Here is a 20,660-nt window from a genome sequence, read left to right as displayed (position 1 = left end):
TAGCGAGATTGAATGTAATGCCCCCGACAAACAAGGTTAATTTTTACACGGAATTATTAATGGTATCATATTTAGATAATCGGCAGTATTTTCTGTTAGTTGGCGGTCAAAATGTATGCTAAATGCAGAACATTATTCTAAAGAAATGCTTCCTTCTTGAAATTAATTCTACCTCAGCTTTCACAAAAATATCCTCATGAAAAGTAAGAGCTAATGATTGATATTAATTTCAACCCAAATGTCGCGTGCGGACATTTGCATTTGACTTATCATGTGTAGCCTTACCAGAAACTGATATAAATAATATGATAGCGATTATTTGGCAATTGGGCGATTCATTTTTTACTTTACAGTATACTTAAATAGGTATGTTTAAAAAATCTCTGCACATCACCAAAAATTTTTACTTCCTTTCTGGGCTAGCCTTCATAGTATGGATGCTATTCTTCGATACCAATGATTTTTACTCTCAGTATCAACTTGGTCAAAAAGTAGAAGAATTAGAAAACCAGGAGAAATACTATCTGCAAAAAATTGAAGAGGTAAATGCCGACAGAGAAGCGCTGATCAACGACATGGAACTTTTAGAGCGCTTTGCTCGTGAAAAATACTACATGAAAAAAGATGGGGAAGATTTGTTTGTAGTTGTTGAAGACTAAAATTCCTTTTTTATCTTTTATTAAATCCTAAACGAATGACAAAAAGATTAATTCTACTTGTGCTCTTTGGTGTCCTTTACATTACTGAAAGTTCAGCCCAGGAAAATTATGGAAATGCACTTGGAAACGATAGACCTGCCTGGATCGACAAAGTTTACGTTGGCGGTGGGCTTGGAGGGTTTGGTATCAGCGACAGACAAGTTTGGGTCAACATAAGTGGACAGGTTGGGTATAGGATTACAGAAAAGTGGAATGCTGGAATTGGACTTACCTACCAATATTTCAAATATAAAGAACCGATTAATCAATCTTTTAACGATTATGGGATAAACTTCTATACGCAATATGTCGTTTACAAGCCATTTTTTGTAATGGCGCAATATGAAATCTTCTTCTTAGATTTAGTTGAAGGTGGGCGAGCTACATACGATACTTTTTTATTGGGTGCTGGAGTTTCACAACCCATGGGGGGAAAAGGCTTTTTAAATTTCTATGCGTTGTACAACGTACTCTATTCAGACGGAGGGGACAACGGCAGATATGACAGTCCTTGGGTCATAGGCATGAATGTAGGAATTGGCTTTTAAAACTTCAGCTTAAACTTTTCTGCTAGTTCGTTGAGATCCTGCACCACTGGATCAAGCAAAGGTATACCCTCTTTACTGCGAGTAGCTTCCATATTCCTTTCATAATCACCAGGAATTTGAACTGGATTTTCTGCATCAATAGGCGTAGATGATCTAAATCTTTCGATCCAGGTATCCATGTGATCTTTGAATTCATCTGCCTTTCTGAAAGCATCAATTCGCATGGCCCCAAAGAAATGACCTAATCCTTCTCCAACAGGATCAGACACCGGATCAATAAAGCTGACAAACGGCGGCACCCAAGGGCCATAGTTAGCCCCAGAAAGTACCGCAGAAAAAATATCTACTATAGAACCCAAGATATAACCCTTGTGCGAAGCGTGTTCTCTATCTCCTCCCAGCGGCAATAAGGCTCCACCCTCTTTCACGCCATTGGCATTGGTGGTTGGGTTTCCTTCTTGATCTTGTACCCAACCTAGTGGTGCATCTTCTTCTTTTCTTTGTAGAATTTCCAACTTACCGTTGGCAGCCGTGGTGGTAGCCATGTCAGCTACAAATGGTGGTTGCTTTCCAGCAGGAATCGCCACAGCTATTGGATTGGTACCCAACAATCTTTCTTTAGAAAAAGTCGGAGCTACCAAAGGACTTGCATTGGTCATGGAGATACCAATCATATCCTGCTCCAAAGCCATCATGGCATGATAGCCAGCAATACCATAGTGATTAGAATTCTTTACCGACACCCAGCCTGTCCCTACACTTTTGGCCTTGATCATGGCAATCTTCATGGCCTCTGGGCCTGAGATCAGGCCCAAGGATTCATCCGCATTTAAAACTGCGGTAGAAGGCGTTTCATGTTCAATTTGAAAAATAGGCTTGGCATTGATACGCTTGACTTCCCACAATCTCACATAACCTTTGAGCCGTGCGATACCATGAGAATCCACCCCGCGCATATCGGCACTCACTAATACAGTAGCGGCAGTATCGGCCATTTTTTCTGTATGCCCCATGGACACGAAGACTTGCTTGGCAAAGTCAAATAATCTCTGATAGCTGTACATATGGCGAATTTATTTTCTTTTTGGTAAACCGTGATACAAGAGCCCCTCTTTTAGTGCAAATGGCGAAACTTTTATTTGATCAAAATGGCAATGATCCATCATGACTTTGATAGCCACCGAAGCAGATACAATCATATCCACCCGCATGGGAATCATACCTGGTATCGCTAGTCGTTCTTCTCTATTCAACACCATGAGTTCTTCATGAATTTCTTCAAAATAGTCTTTGTACAAAATTGGTTTTTGCATAGGTCTGGCTCCAGGTATTCTTGCATGAATATCCCAAAGCGTATCAAAAGAACCAGATGAACCAATCAAATAGGCCGCTTTATGCTTTTTGCACTGACTAATTACTTCACCCAGATTTTCTACGAGATAAGAAGTTAATTTATCTTTTTCATCATTTGAAATTGGATCAGTGTGATGAAACTGATCTATCAATCGCTGTCCGCCAAGTTCATAACTCTTCAACCACTTGACTTCGCTCTTATTGGCTAGTATAAACTCAATGCTTCCGCCACCGATGTCCATAATCAAACCCGTCTCTTCACCAAAGTCGATGTACTCACTCACTCCTTTATGAATCAAGGCAGCTTCCTCCTCTCCTGATAGCACACGAATTTCCAGTCCTACTTTTTCCTTGATCAAATCAACAAATTCTTGTTGATTACCAGCATTTCTTACTGCACTAGTAGCAGACACGATAATTTCATCTACCACTTCATTCTTCATTTTTTGAGCAAAATCAGTGAGCGTAACCACTGCACGTTCCATGGCATCTGGCTGAATGACATTGTTGCTGATCCCCCCTTTGCCTAAACGGACAGCCACCTTCTCCTTATGAAGGATTTTCATATCTCGAGTGCGATCTGCTATAAGCAAATGAAAAGTGTTCGTCCCTATGTCAATAATTCCTACTCTCATACTGATTTTTAAAATTCCGCTAATTTATGAATAAAAATGAGAACCCAATTGGGACAAAAAACCTACGGTCATATTTACGCCAATGCCTATATTTGAGCCGAACTAATAACCCAAGTCGAAATGAATTTTAAATCTTCAGAAGAAAAAATCCAATACTTAGAAAAACTCAATCAAGAAGCCCTACTTGGTGGCGGTGAGAAAAGAATTGAGTCCCAACACAAAAAAGGAAAACTAACCGCTCGCGAGCGAATCGAACTCCTCATAGATGAGGGTACTTTTGAAGAGATTGGAAAGTTCGTTACTCATAGAGCGACAGATTTTGGATTGGACAAGCAAAAGATTTTGGGCGATGGAGTAGTCACAGGTTACGGTCAAGTCAATGGTCGTTTGGTGTACGTTTTCAGCCAGGACTTTACTGTATTTGGCGGTTCGCTTTCCGAAACCTATGCCGAGAAGATTGTGAAAATCATGGATCTGGCCATGCAAAATGGCGCGCCTGTCATCGGCTTGAATGACTCTGGCGGAGCAAGGATTCAAGAAGGCGTAGTTTCCCTGGGTGGCTATGCGGACATCTTTTACAGGAATACGTTGGCCTCTGGAGTGGTTCCACAGATCTCTGCGATTATGGGTCCTTGTGCTGGTGGAGCGGTATACTCTCCAGCCATCACCGATTTTATCATGATGGTAGAAAATACTTCCTACATGTTTGTGACCGGTCCGAACGTAGTGAAAACAGTGACCCAAGAAGATGTAACGGCAGAAGAGCTTGGAGGAGCCAGTACCCACAGCACAAAGAGTGGTGTCACTCATTTCTCTTGCGCCAATGAAGTGGAGTGCATTAAAAATATTAAAAGACTGTTGAGTTTCATTCCTCAAAACTGCGAGGAAACGCCAGAAATGCTTCCTTATGAGGCGGGTGATGAAGTAAGAAAGCAATTGGACGAAATTGTCCCAACCAACCCTAATCAACCTTATGACATCAAAGAGGTGATTGAAGGTATTGTAGACGGAGGAGATTTCTTCGAGGTGCATAAAAACTATGCAGAAAATATTGTAGTCGGCTTTGCTCGACTGGGTGGTAGAAGCATCGGTATTGTGGCTAACCAGCCAGCGAGTTTGGCTGGAGTTTTAGACAATGACGCCAGTGTGAAAGGAGCGAGATTCGTAAGATTTTGCGATTGTTTCAATATTCCGCTTTTGGTATTGGAAGATGTACCAGGATTCTTGCCTGGTACAGATCAGGAATGGAATGCCATCATTATGAATGGCGCCAAACTCCTGTATGCTTTTAGCGAAGCTACTGTTCCGAGGATTACGGTGATCACCAGAAAAGCCTACGGTGGAGCCTATGACGTGATGAACTCCAAGCACATCGGAGCGGATATGAACTACGCTTGGCCAACAGCGGAAATCGCGGTAATGGGTGCCAAGGGGGCTGCTGAAATCATTTTCAAAAATGAAATCAAAGCGGCAGACGATCCGCAAGCGAAACTGGACGAAAAGGTAGACGAATACACAGAGAAATTTGCCAACCCATATATCGCGGCAGCTCGTGGCTATGTGGATGAAGTGATCCTACCGCACAATACCAGAAAGAAGTTGATTTCTGCGTTCGGTATGCTAGAAAACAAAGTGGGCAACATGCCTCGAAAGAAGCACGGAAATATTCCGTTGTAGGAATTAGTCGATGGCCTTCAGTCGACAGTCAACGGTTATTAGGTTAGACTGTCATTTCGCAAGGGAGGAACGACCGGAGAAATCTTCTTATCAATGGTAGATAACCTGCCATAGATAAGGAAGTTCCTTCACCAACAACGGGATGGCCTTAATAGATATTGATTTGAACATGAATAAAAAAAGCGAAAAGTTTTTATACGAATACCTGAACAACGCCTCACCTACCGGATTTGAGTCTTCGGGACAGAAAATCTGGTTGGACTATGTAAAACCTTATACAGATGACTACATCACCGACACTTACGGTTCGGTGGCGGCTGTGATCAATCCAAAGGCGGACTACAAAGTGGTGATCGAAGCACATGCAGATGAAATCTCCTGGTTCGTCAACTACATCGACGACAACGGTTATATCTATGTCATTCGTAATGGCGGATCTGATCACCAGATCGCTCCTTCAAAACGGGTGAATATCTTTACTGAGAAAGGTATTGTCAAAGGCGTGTTCGGCTGGCCAGCGATTCATGTACGAAAAGACAACAATGAGAAAGCACCCGCGCTTGACAATATTTTTATCGACTTGGGCTGTGAGTCTAAGAAAGAAGTCGAAGCGCTCGGCGTAAAAGTAGGCTGTGTGATCACTTTCGACGATGAACTGATGGACCTAAACAAAAAGTTCGTTTGCGGAAGAGCTTTGGACAATCGGATCGGCGGTTTTATGATCGCTGAAGTGGCTAGAAAACTGAAAGAGAACAAAGTGGACTTACCATTTGGACTATACATAGTAAATGCTGTGCAAGAAGAAATCGGGCTCCGTGGTGCTGAAATGATGGCTGCTCGTATCAAACCCAACGTAGCGGTAATCACCGATGTGTGCCACGATACACACTCACCGATGTACGACAAGAAACTCAGTGGTGATCAGAAGGCCGGCAAAGGCCCAGTACTCACATTCGGTCCAGCAGTGCAAAACAACCTCCTTTCGGACATCATCAAAACGGCAGAAAAGAACAAAATCCCGTACCAACGCGCGGCTACTTCCAGAGCCACAGGCACGGATACGGATGCATTCGCCTACTCTAATGAAGGCGTGGCTTCTGCTTTGATTTCTTTACCTCTGAAGTACATGCATACTACTGTGGAAACCGCGCACTACGACGACATCAACCATGTGATCGAATTGATCTACCAGTACTTGGTTCAGCTAAAGGATGGGGAGGATTATCGGTATATAAAATAAATATAAGTCGTGTGGATTAAGAAATCATTAATTAGACTTCTTCCTTTTGAACTAAAGCGTGGAACCTCCTGGCTGAGTATAATTACAGCCTTGATCCTGACTGGAGTAATTACTAAACTTGGTGAAAGTATTTTACTGGTTTTAGTTCGTCTAATAAGAATGGGCTATGAAGTTTTTGGGGATAAATTATTCGAGCTTCTAAGTCAAACTTACGAAGTTAGTTTGGCCTCCATAATTGTTGGATCCATCGTCTTTATTACATTTTTATTTCCAATATATCGAAAGATAGATAGACTTGTTCTGGCAAAAATTAAGAAAGAATTAATTTTTAAAGAAAATTTTACAAATCCGACATCCTGGAGTTTAAACTATTGGGGAACCAAAAATCCAAATAAGACTAATAGGATTCAAGACAACAAAATGATTTTCGAAGCAGCACCAGAAGAATTAATTGACCCTAACAACTTTTTTGGAGCTTGCTATGATCTTAAAAATGGTATATTCAATGGAAATAAATATGAAGTCTCATGCCAAGTTGCTGCCACTAAAAATGCAACTATGAAATTTCAGTTATGGCTACATGACACCAAAGGTGGAAATTCGTCTGTTAAGTACCCAATCACTCCCACTATTCCCACAGAAGAAGGTGAAACCATAGGCGTTAAATTCATTGCAACTGAAACAAACGCCATGAGAATTCACCTACACTGTCAAGGAGGGTCAGGTAGAATTACAGTCAATGAAGTATCTGTAAATAAAGTCAAATAACTCTTGCCTTTGCTGGAGTTGTCTCCAACAAACTAAAGCAAATAGAAGGCAGTGAACAGCTCAATTGGTCAAAAGACCAAGATATTGTGGTTTAAAAACTCTAGGATGGCTAGTTGGTGACAATACCAACTAGGGCGGGCTAAGACATCAACCTTGTAATAGAGTTAATCCACCAGTACATCGTACAGCTACAGGACAGACGTGACTATCAGTAAATCAACTAATATTACACCCTAATCCGAATATTGCCGGACCCGTTACGGCATCTGTCTATGGCGCCGGAGTAGATGGCGGATCAGATCCGCAAATAATGAGCAGAAATTAATAATAAATGAAACCAACCAATCTTCTTAAAATCACTTTTGCCCAGATGAGTCAAGACGAGCAAGAAAAGCTCGAGAAGAAATCTAAATTGCTTGTCCCCATGGGGATATTTATTTTGGTGATTCTGGCAGTGGTCAATTATGGAATGGGATTGGTTTTTTTTACGCTTTTGATTGACACGCTTTTTGTCATTGCGTTTGTTACGATCTATCGGGCTTTCAAGTTGGATCTCAGAGAAAACGAGAAAAAGATTTGGCAAGGCGTGATTACGAACAAGCACTACACCGTCAAGTCAAACAAAAACAGTCGAAACTCCTACACCTACTACTTCTATTTTGGAGAACAAAAAAGATCGATCAGCGAGGAAGTGTATAATCAATTCAACGTTGGCGACCTGGTGGAAATCCATCTGGCCAAACGCGTTTGGGGTGTTTACTTTGACACCAAACTCCTCAAAGAAAACGCAATGCCAGAGACCGTAGCCAGCTATCAAAACATAGATAAGTCTACAGCCAAAAATTCCAGCAGAATGGGTTGTATTCTGTTCTTAGTATTTGGACTTGTTATGATTCTAGGGTTTCTCCTAGTCACTGATATGATAGAGCTGCCTTTCCTTGAGAGTTACCTAAAAGAGTTCTTTGAGGGCTTAGAGTAAACTCGAACGAAAGCGCTTATTCTTTTTTCAGCGTATAGATATCTTCAATCATCCGCTTCATTTCAAGGGGCAGGGTCCCATTATACACGCCACGAATCCGTCTGTTCGCATCAATTAGCATAATATTTTCGGTATGCAGAAAATCTTCGTCAGTAGTCACAGTCTTGCCGAATCCTTCATCTGCGAAGTAGGCATTTCTTGCCATATCATAGAGTGAAGATTTGTCTCCGGTGACTAGCTGCCATTGATTGACATCAATATCATTGAGCTGTGCATATTCAGCCAAACGGCCTACAGAGTCTACCCACGGCATCACCGTGTGCGATAGGATTTTTACAGATTCGTCACTAGCGAATTCAGCTTGAATCTTCTTGAGGTTTTTAGTCATCCGAGGACAGACGTTAGGGCAAATCGTGAAAAAGAAGTTCGTGACGTAGATTTTGCCATCGAAGGTTTCGTTGGTGATCGTGTCACCCTTTTGATTGACAAATGAAAAATTCTTGATGGTATGAATAGAGTCATACTTAGCATCCCCTGCTTCTATCCATTCTGGGGTAAAATTCACATCACTATAAAAGGGCAACGCAATCTCTGGATTCATCCTCTTCTCAGAAGATGATGAGCAGCTCCATATACTCGCAACCAATCCCATAACAATCATTGAATACTTTATCATAAATTTCCTTTGTAAGGATCTACATCCCCAGTTTCACTATCAATTTTTGCACATCGCTTGAGCCCGAGTTTTCCATATTTCCGCCCATTTTCTCTGACGACATAGTTGGATCTCATTTTACCGTCTGCTCTCCATACGCGTTGAAGGCCTCTCTCCTTGCCATCCACATAATTCATCTCCATCTTCAAGTCTCCATTTGGATACCATGTTTTGTGTGTCCCTTGACCAAAACCATGTTCAAAGAAGTATTGAAACTGAAGCTGCCCATTTTTGTAATAGCCCAAGTGCTCTCCATGCTTTTCTCCAAGGTGATAAGGTCTTAGACTGGAGATTTGACCATTTGGATAATACGACACAAAGTCCCCTTCCAATTTTCCTTGGTAAAAGGCCTTTTTGGATTTGATTGTGCTATCTGAATAAAAACTGATGAGATATCCATAATAAACAGTAGTATCCAAATAAATAGTACCGTCATTGGCACGAGACAACCGAGAGTCACTTTCCAACAATTCCACTTTAGGGATTTGTCCTTTCAAATTAGTGGCTTGTGATTCATCTAAAGATGAATCACAAGCCACTACACTCATTGCCAAAAAAAACAATAAGTAATATTTCATTTTAGTTAGTAACCGTCCCTGGAGTCCCGTAAAAACCATCACCATTGATCCAAGGTAAATCATCCGTGATGTGGTAATGAAAGATACCATTTGGAAAATCGTCAGTTACTCCAAAGTGTCCATGATAATCATTCAAATCATCATTAGTCACTTGAACGCCATCCTCATGCGTACCATACACAGGAAACCCATCTAGCAATATCCCAACAAGGGCTTCATTGTCTGCATTGGCTCTGAACTGAGTCAACCAAACTGGCTCAATATGATAGTGATACTCTGTACCTGCTGGGTGCCCCTCATACTGATCGAACGTATTCAATTCATCCAAAATATCATCACCAGGAGCTGCTTCTTGATTGAAAATAGATACACTATTAATGGCAACTCCCATTGAACCCATAGGGGTAGTTTCTTTAACACTTGCTTCCGCTGGATATCTTGGAATTTTATATACTAAGTTTTGCTCACCAATGGTATTTGGGTTCTTCTTGAAATCATTATTATTTGGCTCATCATAGTCTTCATACAAATCATTTTCTGCATCATAATACATACTTTTATGATCAGGCAAGTCTTTCGCCGTAATGGTAATAAACTCCTCACCGATATCAAATGTCAATGCTGTCGTATGATAGAAATGATCTTTCAGCACACTGATATCAGTTGTTGAAGTAGGCACTTCTTCATCATTATCAATAACCTTTGCAGTTGCTGTTCCAATACTGATTTCTCCTACATTTGCCGCGCTTAGCGTCAAAATAAGGGTTTCCTCCCCTTCGACATCCGAATCATCTTTCACTGCCAATTCAACAGTTGTGTTGGATGAACCATTTGCAATACTAATTGTACTTGGTAAATCAGTATCAAAATCCGCTGCAGTAGCGGTACCAGAAAAAGCAGCAGTAGCAGTTAATGCAGCGCCTGTAGAATTGGTCACTGCGTCTCCGCTAGCGTCTTGCAAACTCACATTAAACTTCACTGAGTTTCCAGCTTCAGAGCCATCTTGCGTAGCAGATACTTTCACCAAAATATCCGTGTCCGTCAATTCATCTAAAGCATCTTTGGCCTCTTCTGTACATCTCACAAATAATACTGCGATCATAGAAAACAGAATGGCCGATAAAAATTTCTTCTTTCCTCTCATCTTAAACTTTTTAATAAAAAAATGTTAATAAACCTTTCAACCGAAAGCAAAGTTAACCGTAGTTCCACTTTGTACAGCGTAGTAAGCAGTATTTTCTTCGTTTCTAGGTTTTCAGATATAAAACGAGCACTTCTACATTTACCCTACTTGAAATATTTAACCCTGCTATTTGAAATAATTAGCAGGGTGCAGACCTTTTGAGTTTTCTCACCTTTGAATCATGATAATAGTAATGGGGGTATCTGGAACGGGAAAGACAACGGTCGGTCAATTGCTGGCCAAAGAAATGGCTATCCCATTTTTTGATGCTGATGATTTTCATCCTGAAAGCAACATTGAAAAACTTTCGTCTGGCCAACCTTTGACAGACTCGGATCGAAAGCCCTGGCTAGAAATATTAGGTAAAGAAATAAAAACCTGGGAAGCGAATGGAGGAGCCGTTTTAGCTTGTTCTGCACTGAAAGAAAAATACAGGAAAACATTGTCTACCATACCTATCGAGCAACTCACCATTATACATTTATCAGGAACTTTTGAACTGATCAAAAAGAGACTTAGCCATCGAAAAGGTCATTTTCTAGACCCTTCTATATTAAAAAGTCAATTTGAAGATTTGGAAGCATGCCATAGTGCCATTCAGGTCAGCATAGATCAAACACCAGACAAAATATTACAAGAAATACTAAGTAAAATGAGCAATAAAACCGCATTTGGAATAATCGGCATGGGGGTAATGGGCCAAAACCTGGCTATTAATATGGCCAACAATAAGGTCCGGCTATCTGTATTCAACCGGCACGTGGCCGGCAAGGAAGAAGATATCGCCAAAAATTTTGTAGCCAAACATCCGGCGTTGAATATTCAGGGATTTGACGATCTATCAGAATTTGTAGACTCCATGGCACCGCCCAGAAATATCCTGTTAATGGTGCAGGCAGGAACTGCGGTTGACTCAATCATAGACGAGCTAACTCCACTGCTAGGACCTGATGACTTGATCATTGACGGTGGTAATTCTAATTATCTGGATACGAATCGTAGAGATCAAGCCTTAGCCTTGCACGATATCAATTTTATTGGGACAGGGATCTCAGGAGGAGAAGAAGGCGCTAGAAAGGGCCCTTCTATTATGCCTGGAGGAAGCAGAACGGCCTACAATAGAATCGCTCCATTTCTTGAGAATATTGCTGCCAAAGACGCCAACGGAAAAGCCTGTTGTACTTATGTAGGACCGGAAGGTTCTGGCCACTTTATCAAAATGGTTCACAACGGCATCGAATATGCCGAAATGCAGCTTTTGGCCGAAGTGTATGAACTGATGCGAAATGGACTAGGGATGCAACCCGAAGAAATAGCCAAAACACTGGAGCATTGGAAAACCAAAGGCTTGGATAGCTACCTATTGGAGATCACAATCAACATTCTGCGGAAAGAAGAAAACGGCGAGCTATTGCTTGATAAAATATTGGATGCCGCCTCACAAAAGGGAACTGGAGGCTGGTCAACCGAAGCGGCCATACGACTGGGTTCGCCTTTGAATACCATAGCGGATGCGGTAATGGCCAGAAACATCTCTGCACAAAAAGAAACACGAACAGCTGCCAATGAACTTTATGGTCAAATCAAACAACCGATATCCAAAGACCTAGACAGCTTTATTCAAGCGTTGATGGAAGGATATTCGGCCGCTCGTATTGTGAATCACGCGGTAGGGTTCGATATGATGAAAGAAGCCTCGACCCAATACGACTGGAGCTTAGACTTTAGCGAAATCTCTAGGATATGGACCAACGGCTGCATCATTCGATCTGAATTGATGAGTGCCATGGTTAACTTTTTTAAGGACACTGATCGATTGCTCTTTCACCCGGCGATAGTCAAATCACTTGGTGAACAACAAGCCAGTCTGGCTCAAGTAGTTGGACAAGCATTGGCCTCTGGATATCCAGTGCCAGTATTAGCCTCCGCGATGAATTTCTTTCTGGGTTATGTGAATGGCCAATCTTCAGCAAATATGCTACAAGCGCAAAGAGACTATTTTGGTGCACATACCTATAAGCGTGTGGATCAACCATTGACCGAATCATTTCATACCGAATGGACATGATAGACATTCAACTCATATTGGCTGTAGTTGCCGGCATAGGCATTCTGCTTTTTCTGATACTTTATTTCAAGATTCAAGCATTTTTAGCGCTGCTTATGGCCAGTATCGCTGTAGGCTTAATGGCCGGCATGGAACCAACCACTATTATGAACTCCATAAAAACAGGCATGGGAAATACCTTGGGCTTTGTAGCAACGGTGGTAGGGCTCGGTGCGATTTTCGGAGCGATACTAGAACAATCTGGGGCAGCTGGGGCATTGGCCAATTTCTTTCTCAATAAAATGGGAGAAGAAAAAGCTCCTTGGGCCATGACCATCACGGGATTCGTAGTGGCAATTCCTGTTTTCTTTGATGTGGCCTTTATCATCCTGGTGCCACTTATCTATTCTTTACAAAGAAGATCCGGTAAATCACTTTATCTATTTGCCATACCGCTTTTAGCGGGACTGGCGGCTACCCATAGCTTTATCCCTCCTACGCCTGGACCGGTAGCTGTGGCTGATATATTAGGTGCTGACTTGGGCTTAGTGATTATGTTTGGTTTCATCATTGGCATTCCTGCGGTCATTATTAGTGGCCCCTTACTCGCCAAGCGATTAGCAGCCCAAGCATTCATTGCTGCACCTCCGATCGAAAACAATGAAAACAGTACATCAAATAATCCAAAGCTTGCTCCTGTACTAATCATCATTGCCATCCCTATCCTTTTGATAGTATTAAATACCATATCGAAAACCTGGCTAGAATCCGGGGCCTTAAAAAGCTGGTTAGAATTTTTTGGACATCCGTTCTCCGCTTTGATTATTGCGAATTTATTGGCTTGGTATTTTATGGGGATCAAAAATGGGTTTACTAAAGAGGCCTTGTCAGAAATGAGCACCAAATCGTTGGCACCTGCTGGAATCATCATCCTACTCACAGGTGCTGGAGGTGTATTCAAACAAATATTGATGGATACCGGCACTGGTCAAATGCTGGCTGATGCTTTTGCCGACAACTTATCTTCGCCGTTTATTTTCGCCTTTGTGATGGCTGCGCTTATGCGAATAGTGCAAGGGTCCGCTACTGTAGCCATGATTACTTCGGCAGGAATGACAGCTGCGCTAATAGCATCATCAAACTTGTCTTCACCACAACTGGCTCTCTTGGTGATTGCCATTGCCTCAGGAGCTACGGTTCTTTCACATGTGAATGATAGTGGCTTTTGGTTGATCAACCGTTATCTGGGATTATCGGTCAAACAGACGTTTAGATCTTGGACCGTGATGACCACGCTTTTGGGAATTTCAAGTTTTATTTTCACCCTTATACTCGCTTATTTCGTATAAAATTGAAAATTAGGTAATTTTCCTACAGCAGTATAGTGCAATTTATTATTGATAATATACTATATTTGAAATTCATAAAATCAGCAGCTATGAAAGATTTCTCAACAAAAGATTTGGTATATATGGCCATGATCGCTCTCGTTTCCCTTTTCTATTATATACAAGGATCCGTCAGCCTGGAACTTCTCAAATAAGCATTATCGCTTTTTCTTTTTCTTCTTTGGCTTGTGAGGATTGGCCTCAGCTTCTTTGATGAGTTGCTTCCAGTTGTCGTTTGTATCTGCCGTGAGATCAATCGTATCCTGATAGGCATTCCATTCAATATCCATCACCTGGATAGGTGTATGTGTATATTTTTCTACTTCATTCAATAAAGGTTTTTCTTCAGGGCTACAGAAACTCACCGCCTGCCCCTTTTGCTTGCCTCGACCCGTTCGTCCGACTCGGTGCACGTAGTTTTCTGGTTCATCCGGCATGTCATAGTTCACTACAAAATCCACATTAGGGATATCTATCCCTCTGGCACTAACATCAGTCGCTATAAGTATCTTATTTCTACCCGCTCGAAAAGCACTCATTACGCGATTACGATCGTCTTGACCCTTGTCACCATGAATGGTTTGTCCAGCGATATTGACTCTTGTCATAGCAGCCAATACTCGTTCGGCTCGGACCTTCGTTCTTACAAAAACCAGTATTTTCTTATCAGGATTCTCACCGATCAATCTTTCCAAAAAAAATCGTTTATCATCCATCTTGATGAATGCCACAGCGTGCTCGACATTCTTTGAGACTGGGTCTTTCGGAGAAATTTGAATTCTGATTGGCTTGTGTACCAATGAGTAGGCTACTTTTTTGATCTTCTCGTCTATGGTAGCAGAGAAAAAAAGCGTTTGTCGTCTTTTGGGCAAATGCTTAATTAAATCTTGAATATCCTTAATAAAACCCAAATTGAGCATATGATCCGCTTCGTCCAGCACTACTGTTTCTACTTGATCCAATAGGATAAACCCTTGGCTCACTAAGTCAAACATTCTACCCGGAGTAGTTACAATCACATCTACTCCTTTGGCCAATTTAGCAATTTGAGGATCTTGTTCTACCCCACCAAAAATACTCATAGCACGTACTTTGGTACCCTTCGACAATTCATCAAATGCTCTGGTGATTTGTATCGCCAACTCCCTTGTTGGCACCATCACTACGCATCGAATGGCATCTCCACTTCTATGTTTTTTTGATCTTTGCAACCGATCAATAATAGGAATGGCGAAAGCAGCCGTCTTTCCTGTTCCAGTTTGTGCAATAGCCAATACATCCTCGCCTTTCAATATCGCCGGTATCGATTTAAACTGAATATCTGTGGGTCGCTTAAATCCCTGGGTCTCAAGATTTCGCTTCAATTCAGGGCTAATATTGTAGGCTTCGTATTTCATTGGGTGCAAAGGTAGTTCAAGAAATGGCAACATTCTTTAAGAGCGATACTTCACTCAATTTAAATTTTTAATATTGTACTAAACAACTGTACATGGATTCAAAAATTGAGATAGATCGTATAATAAAAGAGTTCTTCGACCTTTTCACGACAAAGGATGATTGCAAACCCAAATTGGATCATATTTATGAGTTATGTATTCCGCAAACCACTATCATTAAGAATGTAGATGGATTGACAGAAATTTATGATCTAAAAACCTTTATTGCACCCAGAAAAAAGCTTCTTAGCGACGGCTCACTAATCGATTTTTCCGAATATGAAATTCAAGAAAGAACGGACATATTTGGAAATATTGCTCAGCGCTTTTGCATATACGAAAAAACAGGAACCCTCAATGACAAAACCTTCATCATTCAAGGCTTAAAAACATTTCAGTTTATAAAAATGAAAGGAGAATGGAAAATTAGCTCCATGGCTTGGGATGATGAAAATGATAACCAAAAAATAGACATGGTGCTTTAAAAAGAAAAATCCCGACTACTTAAGTAAGCAATCGGGATTCAAGTATTTCTTGACTAAATAAGGATTACACCTTATATACCCACCCATGGGTATCCTCTATTTCGCCCAGCTTAATTTTGTCCAATGTGTCAAACAATTTATCAGCCAATGGCTTTTCTTCTGGAAGCACATAGTCCGTACCGTTATATCCAATCTTATGGATTTTTGCGATAGTTGCTGCTGTACCTGCACCAAAAGCTTCTTTCACTTCACCGGCTTTCAAAGCAGCTTCCAATTCTTTGACACTTAGTCTTTTTTCTTCCACTTTCATGCCCCAGTCTCTAGCCAGAGTCAAGACACTGTCTCTGGTAATACCATTCAGGATTGAATCGCCAGTGGGTGCTGTCACTAAAGTATCGTTCATCAAGAACAACAAGTTCATTGTACCTGCTTCCTCTACAAATTCATGGGTTTGACCATCGGTCCAAATCAATTGATGATAGCCTTCTTTCTGCGCTTGCAAAGCCGGATACAAAGAGGCGGCATAGTTACCAGCTGTCTTAGCATATCCAACACCACCAGCTACCGCTCTGGTGTATTTAGTTTCAATTTTCACATTCACAGGTTCAGAATAGTAGGCTCCAACAGGCGCTGTGAATATCAAAAATTTGTAAGTCTCTGAAGGTCTGATTCCCACATAAGGGTCATCAGCAAATACGACGGGTCTAATATATAGAGAAGTGTTTTCCTGACCAGGTACCCAAGCACTATCGACTTTTAGCAAGGCGCTTAATGCAGACATAAAAAACTCCTCAGATATCGGAGGAATACACATGCGTTCTGCACTAATGATCATCCTTTTGGCATTAGCCTCTGGTCTGAAAATCAAGATTTCGCCTTCCTTGTTTTTATATGCTTTTAAGCCTTCGAATACTGACTGACCATAATGCAAAGTAGCATTAGCTGGGCTTATGGCTAGGTCCCCATAGGGCTCAATTCTCATATTTTTCCACTCACCATCTTCGAAGTCCGCCACGAACATATGATCCGCGTAAACTTTACCAAATGGAATATTGTTGAAGTCAACTTCACTAATTCTGGATCTTTCGATCTTCTTGATTTCAAATTCTGCCGTCTCAGTCATTTGTTAAGCTATTTTGTTTTGGGTAATGAAACGCAAATTTAGTTAAAATAGTCATGGAAAGCACCTCAAGAGTACAATTTGAAACGACAATCCAGATAATTAATTTAGGGTTTCCAAGGCACTTCTTCTGCATTCAATTCTTTGGTCATCCATCGGCAAAGTACGAACAGGTAATCCGAAAGTCGATTCAAGTATTTCGTAATATTTTCATGTATTTCGGTATGCTCTGACAATCCAATAACTAAGCGCTCTGCTCTTCTACAAACGCATCTCGCGATGTGACCTGCAGATACAGATACATGTCCTCCTGGTAAAACAAAGTTTCTCATTTCAGGCAATTCATCATCCATTCTATCGATGGCCTTTTCAAGCTTTTCTATAGAATCGTTAGCTATATCAGGTATGACCACTTTGGATTTCTCAGGGTCAGAGGCCAAATGAGAACCTATTACAAAAAGTGTGTTTTGAATTTGTATCAACTCATCAGCAATTGGTTCATTTACTTTTTGATCACGCACCATGCCCATATGACTATTCAACTCATCGACGGTACCATAAGACTCTATTCGCAAGTCTGATTTTAAAACTCGAGTTCCCCCGAGAAGCCCTGTAGTTCCTTTGTCGCCAGTTTTTGTGTATACCTTCATAATGGAGTATTGCCGTTGCCAAATATTTTTTTGATTATTAGCTACAAAAATGGTAAACTTAATGTTCTAACCAGTTTGATTAATTCAATTTTTAAGCAGCACCATGCGCTCTACCTATTTTCTCTTGGCCCTTGTGGCTATCTGTCTGCAGTTTTCTTGTGCAGATAAGCATCCAAAAGCTGACTTGGTTCTCTTTAATGGAAACATTTATACACTAAATGAAACAGAGCCTAAAGCCGAAGCGCTGGCGGTAACCGACGGTAAAATCGTATATGTAGGTAATAATGTAAATGCCAATCAATGGGTAGCCGATACCACCCAAATTATTGACCTTGAAGGAAAAACGCTCACCCCAGGTTTTATTGAAGGCCATGGTCATCTGATGGGAATAGGAGAAAATCTCATCAACCTGAATTTGTTGAAAACCAAAAGCTATGATGAAATCATCGAAATGGTAAAAGCCAAAGTAGATGAAGCAGAAGATGGGGAATGGATTTTGGGCCGGGGTTGGCACCAGGACAAATGGTTCGTTCTACCCGAAAACATGATAGATGGATTTCCCTCCCACAATAAACTATCGGAAATTTCTCCAAATAATCCAGTAGTGCTCTCCCATGCCAGCGGACATATGGTATTGGCTAATGAAAAGGCCATGGAGTTGGCAGGTATAAATCAAGATACTCCGGACCCAGAAGGTGGTACTATTTTCAAAGATTTGGGAGGTAATCCTACAGGCATCCTAAACGAAACAGCTGAATTGCTCTTGGAAGGAGTTATCCCGGAAGATTCTGACGAAAGAAGAATTCAGATATTAAACATGGCTATTGAGGAATGTTTGAAAAATGGAATTACCAGCTTTCATGATGCAGGAACTAAGCAAAAAACAATTGACCTTTATGAATCCTTTCTAAACAATAGGTTGTTGAAAATCAGGCTCTATGTAATGCTTGATGGTCTAGATGAAGAACTGTTGAATAACTGGTATGCATCTGGTCCACGTATTGGTTTGGGGAATAACTTCCTAACGATCCGTGCTATCAAACTATATGCCGACGGAGCACTCGGTTCTCGAGGCGCACTATTGCTTGAGGACTATGAAGATGCACCTGGAATACAAGGTCTGAGATTGACCCCTGCCGACTATATCATGCGAGTGACAGAACAAGGCACAAAAAACGGTTTCCAAATTTGTACGCACTGCATTGGTGATCGAGCAAATCGCGAAGTACTTGACATGTACGAAATTGTATTAAAATCTGACTCAACTCAAGCCAACCCAAGATTCAGAATAGAGCATGCGCAACATATTGCTGGAGATGACATTCCAAGATTTGGTCAATTAGGTGTAATCCCATCTATGCAAGCCATACACATGAGTTCAGATCGTCCATGGGCGATTGATCGACTAGGAGAGAAACGAATAGTAGAGAGTGCCTATATGTGGCAGGAACTGATCTCAACAGGAGCTAATGTCATGAATGGCACGGATGCCCCTGTAGAACCAGTCAATCCATTAGCGAGTTTCTATGCCTCTGTGACACGACAAACGCTAAAAGGCAAGCCAGACAATGGCTATGAGCCCGATCAACGAATGAATAGAAAACAAGCCTTGCAGGCTTACACCATTAACAATGCTTATGGTGCCTTTGAAGAAGATATAAAAGGAACAATTGAAATTGGAAAATTGGCAGATTTCACTGTACTCTCAAAGGATATTATGAAAATCGATGCTAAGGAAATCCTTACTACTGAAGTAGAGTATACCATTGTCAATGGTGAGGTACTGTATCAAAAGTAAAAAAGAGGCCGAAGCCTCTTTTATGAATACTCGCTTAATATCCCTAAAATCTATCAACCAAAAATCAAAGGGCTCTTAATAATGATCAATTCTCAACTCTCATGCTAAGCAGCATTCGATTACATAACAGCTAAGTTGCTACAAGCCCTTAACCATCTTCTAGGCTCTTTTCAACTCCAATATAGTTATCTCAGGTAATATCCCAACCCTCCCTGGGTAACCCAAAAAACCAAAACCTCTGTTGACATACAGATGTTGGTTTCCTTCTGTATACAAATCAGCCCACTGCTTATACAAATATTGAGAGGGACTCCAACGGAAGTTGCCTATTTCTATTCCAAACTGAAATCCATGTGTATGCCCTGAAAGTGTAAGGTCAATATCACTATGGTCTGGTCGGATCTGAGCATCCCAATGACTTGGATCGTGAGATAATAATATTTTAGTGTCAGCCTCAACATGTTTTGCAGTCTCATTTAGATCGCCATATTTGGCAAATCCTCTGGCTCCCCAGTTTTCCACACCCATGATGGCTAACCTTTCTCCATCCACCTCTACATATCGGTATTCGTTGAGCAATATATCCCAACCCATCTCTTTATGAGACTGCACTAATTCCTCAAGGTTCTTCTTCTTCGCCTGCTGCGATCCCCAAGCCTTATAGTCACCATAATCATGATTCCCTAAAATGGAATACTTACCCGCACTTGCCTTTACTTTGGAAAATATATCGAGGTAATCTTTTACTTCTTTCGATTCGTTGTTGACCAAATCGCCTGTAAATAAAAAGAGATCAGGCTTCTCCGCGTTCAATAAATCAATTCCTCCTTTTACGGCTGTTTTATTATAAAAACTTCCACTATGGATGTCGGACAACTGAGCAATTCTAATGCCATCGAATGCTTTGGGTAGATTTGGAAGCGTAATGGTTCGCCGTCTCACTCTATAGTCGTACGCCCCCGACAAAATACCGTAGCTCATGGCTGCTACTGGTAGAGCTCCTGCCACCAAGGCTGACTTGGATAAAAATTCCGAACGAGATATACCGTTTTCGGTTGAAGGGTTAGGAACTCCATTTTGGAACAACCCCTGATAGGCATATTTTCCTAATCTCACAATATCGTCAGCAAATACAAATAAGCCTGCAGTAAGCTTCCCAAGAATGTTCATAAAAACCGCTGTGGCTAGAAAGGTTCTTAGGTTGTGATATTTCGTAGGATCTACGCTACCAAAGACCACCAGTGCCGCGAAGGAGAATATGGTCAACGACCAATAAAGGGAATAGATTAATAATTTTCCCGTATTGGAAAAATTGCTCACAACTACTTTGACGGCTTGAAAAACGTAGTAGTCGAGAAACGA

At 41.2% G+C, this 20,660-nt stretch carries 19 protein-coding genes; 10 read left to right on the top strand and 9 right to left on the bottom strand.

The features are described from left to right. Positions 1-368: 368 nt before the first annotated feature. Positions 369-659, top strand: a complete 291-nt coding sequence (locus R8N23_RS07055) for a septum formation initiator family protein (protein ID WP_318170871.1) — start codon at positions 369-371, stop codon at positions 657-659. A 35-nt stretch (positions 660-694) separates the two neighbouring features. Continuing rightward, complete coding sequence (locus R8N23_RS07050; protein ID WP_318170870.1) at positions 695-1,246, top strand: hypothetical protein; 552 nt, start codon at positions 695-697, stop codon at positions 1,244-1,246. Here R8N23_RS07050 and R8N23_RS07045 read toward each other — a convergent pair. Beyond that, on the bottom strand, positions 1,243-2,310 hold the full coding sequence (locus tag R8N23_RS07045) for an Ldh family oxidoreductase (protein WP_318170869.1): 1,068 nt from the start codon (positions 2,308-2,310) through the stop codon (positions 1,243-1,245). The genes R8N23_RS07050 and R8N23_RS07045 overlap by 4 nt on opposite strands. Positions 2,311-2,319: 9 nt before the next feature. After that, a complete protein-coding gene (locus R8N23_RS07040) occupies positions 2,320-3,234 on the bottom strand; it encodes an exopolyphosphatase (RefSeq protein ID WP_318170868.1) in 915 nt (304 codons plus the stop codon). 120 nt (positions 3,235-3,354) lie between these two features. Here R8N23_RS07040 and R8N23_RS07035 point away from each other — a divergent pair, with 120 nt between their 5' ends. The 4 genes from R8N23_RS07035 to R8N23_RS07020 all read left to right on the top strand — a co-directional run bounded on the left by R8N23_RS07035 (position 3,355) and on the right by R8N23_RS07020 (position 7,898). Further along, positions 3,355-4,911, top strand: a complete 1,557-nt coding sequence (locus R8N23_RS07035) for an acyl-CoA carboxylase subunit beta (protein WP_318170867.1) — start codon at positions 3,355-3,357, stop codon at positions 4,909-4,911. Positions 4,912-5,080: 169 nt separating this feature from the next. Continuing rightward, positions 5,081-6,151, top strand: a complete 1,071-nt coding sequence (locus R8N23_RS07030) for a M42 family metallopeptidase (RefSeq protein ID WP_318173566.1) — start codon at positions 5,081-5,083, stop codon at positions 6,149-6,151. 9 nt (positions 6,152-6,160) lie between these two features. Continuing rightward, the gene (locus tag R8N23_RS07025; protein ID WP_318170866.1) at positions 6,161-6,919 is read left to right on the top strand and encodes a hypothetical protein; all 759 of its coding nucleotides are present in this window, start codon (positions 6,161-6,163) and stop codon (positions 6,917-6,919) included. Positions 6,920-7,250: 331 nt separating this feature from the next. Next, positions 7,251-7,898 (top strand): hypothetical protein, encoded by a 648-nt coding sequence (locus R8N23_RS07020; RefSeq protein WP_318170865.1) that lies wholly within the window; start codon positions 7,251-7,253, stop codon positions 7,896-7,898. A gap of 16 nt (positions 7,899-7,914) precedes the next feature. On the opposite strand, the gene R8N23_RS07015 is transcribed toward R8N23_RS07020, so the two are convergent. The 3 genes from R8N23_RS07015 to R8N23_RS07005 are packed head-to-tail and all read right to left on the bottom strand — an operon-like array spanning position 7,915 to position 10,335. Then, positions 7,915-8,574, bottom strand: a complete 660-nt coding sequence (locus R8N23_RS07015) for an SCO family protein (RefSeq protein WP_318170864.1) — start codon at positions 8,572-8,574, stop codon at positions 7,915-7,917. After that, complete coding sequence (locus R8N23_RS07010) at positions 8,571-9,191, bottom strand: toxin-antitoxin system YwqK family antitoxin (RefSeq protein ID WP_318170863.1); 621 nt, start codon at positions 9,189-9,191, stop codon at positions 8,571-8,573. The genes R8N23_RS07015 and R8N23_RS07010 overlap by 4 nt, the downstream gene beginning before the upstream one ends. 1 nt (position 9,192) lies before the next feature. Continuing rightward, a complete protein-coding gene (locus tag R8N23_RS07005) occupies positions 9,193-10,335 on the bottom strand; it encodes a YHYH protein (protein WP_318170862.1) in 1,143 nt (380 codons plus the stop codon). Positions 10,336-10,555: 220 nt separating this feature from the next. Here R8N23_RS07005 and gndA point away from each other — a divergent pair, with 220 nt between their 5' ends. Then, entirely contained in the window at positions 10,556-12,442 is a 1,887-nt protein-coding gene (gene gndA / locus R8N23_RS07000) for an NADP-dependent phosphogluconate dehydrogenase (RefSeq protein WP_318170861.1), read from the top strand. Further along, complete coding sequence (locus R8N23_RS06995) at positions 12,439-13,770, top strand: gluconate:H+ symporter (protein WP_318170860.1); 1,332 nt, start codon at positions 12,439-12,441, stop codon at positions 13,768-13,770. The genes gndA and R8N23_RS06995 overlap by 4 nt, the downstream gene beginning before the upstream one ends. Positions 13,771-13,967: 197 nt before the next feature. Here the strand turns inward: R8N23_RS06995 and R8N23_RS06990 are convergent, their stop codons facing one another. Further along, positions 13,968-15,206, bottom strand: coding sequence for a DEAD/DEAH box helicase (locus R8N23_RS06990; RefSeq protein ID WP_318170859.1), 1,239 nt, complete (start codon positions 15,204-15,206; stop codon positions 13,968-13,970). A gap of 92 nt (positions 15,207-15,298) precedes the next feature. Between R8N23_RS06990 and R8N23_RS06985 the strand changes: the two genes are divergently transcribed. After that, positions 15,299-15,730: a hypothetical protein gene (locus R8N23_RS06985; protein ID WP_318170858.1), complete on the top strand. Its 432-nt coding sequence runs from the start codon at positions 15,299-15,301 to the stop codon at positions 15,728-15,730. A gap of 64 nt (positions 15,731-15,794) precedes the next feature. Here R8N23_RS06985 and R8N23_RS06980 read toward each other — a convergent pair whose 3' ends face one another. Together R8N23_RS06980 and R8N23_RS06975 are read right to left on the bottom strand one after the other, a co-directional pair. Beyond that, positions 15,795-16,853, bottom strand: coding sequence for a branched-chain amino acid aminotransferase (locus tag R8N23_RS06980; protein WP_318170857.1), 1,059 nt, complete (start codon positions 16,851-16,853; stop codon positions 15,795-15,797). 104 nt (positions 16,854-16,957) lie between these two features. Then, the gene (locus R8N23_RS06975) at positions 16,958-17,500 is read right to left on the bottom strand and encodes a cob(I)yrinic acid a,c-diamide adenosyltransferase (protein ID WP_318170855.1); all 543 of its coding nucleotides are present in this window, start codon (positions 17,498-17,500) and stop codon (positions 16,958-16,960) included. 103 nt (positions 17,501-17,603) lie between these two features. Here R8N23_RS06975 and R8N23_RS06970 point away from each other — a divergent pair, with 103 nt between their 5' ends. Continuing rightward, the gene (locus tag R8N23_RS06970; RefSeq protein ID WP_318170854.1) at positions 17,604-19,298 is read left to right on the top strand and encodes an amidohydrolase; all 1,695 of its coding nucleotides are present in this window, start codon (positions 17,604-17,606) and stop codon (positions 19,296-19,298) included. A 159-nt stretch (positions 19,299-19,457) separates the two neighbouring features. Here R8N23_RS06970 and R8N23_RS06965 read toward each other — a convergent pair whose 3' ends face one another. Continuing rightward, on the bottom strand, positions 19,458-20,618 hold the full coding sequence (locus R8N23_RS06965; protein WP_318170853.1) for a metallophosphoesterase: 1,161 nt from the start codon (positions 20,616-20,618) through the stop codon (positions 19,458-19,460). Positions 20,619-20,660 lie beyond the last annotated feature (42 nt).

It is taken from the genome of Reichenbachiella sp. (assembly GCF_033344935.1).
GTDB lineage: Bacteria > Bacteroidota > Bacteroidia > Cytophagales > Cyclobacteriaceae > Reichenbachiella.
Note: the sequence above shows the minus strand (reverse complement) of the source record. Positions and strands in the feature narration are given on the sequence as shown.

What these genes read in the sequence shown, in the direction of transcription:
- R8N23_RS07030 (WP_318173566.1), top strand. Translation starts at nt 5,081, where the DNA reads ATGAATAAAAAAAGCGAAAAGTTTTTATACGAATACCTGAACAACGCC.
- R8N23_RS06975 (WP_318170855.1), bottom strand. Translation starts at nt 17,500, where the DNA reads ATGAAGGTATACACAAAAACTGGCGACAAAGGAACTACAGGGCTTCTC.
- R8N23_RS07035 (WP_318170867.1), top strand. Translation starts at nt 3,355, where the DNA reads ATGAATTTTAAATCTTCAGAAGAAAAAATCCAATACTTAGAAAAACTC.
- R8N23_RS07050 (WP_318170870.1), top strand. Translation starts at nt 695, where the DNA reads ATGACAAAAAGATTAATTCTACTTGTGCTCTTTGGTGTCCTTTACATT.
- R8N23_RS07055 (WP_318170871.1), top strand. Translation starts at nt 369, where the DNA reads ATGTTTAAAAAATCTCTGCACATCACCAAAAATTTTTACTTCCTTTCT.
- R8N23_RS07020 (WP_318170865.1), top strand. Translation starts at nt 7,251, where the DNA reads ATGAAACCAACCAATCTTCTTAAAATCACTTTTGCCCAGATGAGTCAA.
- R8N23_RS06970 (WP_318170854.1), top strand. Translation starts at nt 17,604, where the DNA reads ATGCGCTCTACCTATTTTCTCTTGGCCCTTGTGGCTATCTGTCTGCAG.
- R8N23_RS06985 (WP_318170858.1), top strand. Translation starts at nt 15,299, where the DNA reads ATGGATTCAAAAATTGAGATAGATCGTATAATAAAAGAGTTCTTCGAC.
- R8N23_RS06980 (WP_318170857.1), bottom strand. Translation starts at nt 16,853, where the DNA reads ATGACTGAGACGGCAGAATTTGAAATCAAGAAGATCGAAAGATCCAGA.
- gndA (WP_318170861.1), top strand. Translation starts at nt 10,556, where the DNA reads ATGATAATAGTAATGGGGGTATCTGGAACGGGAAAGACAACGGTCGGT.
- R8N23_RS07040 (WP_318170868.1), bottom strand. Translation starts at nt 3,234, where the DNA reads ATGAGAGTAGGAATTATTGACATAGGGACGAACACTTTTCATTTGCTT.
- R8N23_RS06995 (WP_318170860.1), top strand. Translation starts at nt 12,439, where the DNA reads ATGATAGACATTCAACTCATATTGGCTGTAGTTGCCGGCATAGGCATT.
- R8N23_RS07015 (WP_318170864.1), bottom strand. Translation starts at nt 8,574, where the DNA reads ATGATAAAGTATTCAATGATTGTTATGGGATTGGTTGCGAGTATATGG.
- R8N23_RS07005 (WP_318170862.1), bottom strand. Translation starts at nt 10,335, where the DNA reads ATGAGAGGAAAGAAGAAATTTTTATCGGCCATTCTGTTTTCTATGATC.
- R8N23_RS06990 (WP_318170859.1), bottom strand. Translation starts at nt 15,206, where the DNA reads ATGAAATACGAAGCCTACAATATTAGCCCTGAATTGAAGCGAAATCTT.
- R8N23_RS07045 (WP_318170869.1), bottom strand. Translation starts at nt 2,310, where the DNA reads ATGTACAGCTATCAGAGATTATTTGACTTTGCCAAGCAAGTCTTCGTG.
- R8N23_RS07010 (WP_318170863.1), bottom strand. Translation starts at nt 9,191, where the DNA reads ATGAAATATTACTTATTGTTTTTTTTGGCAATGAGTGTAGTGGCTTGT.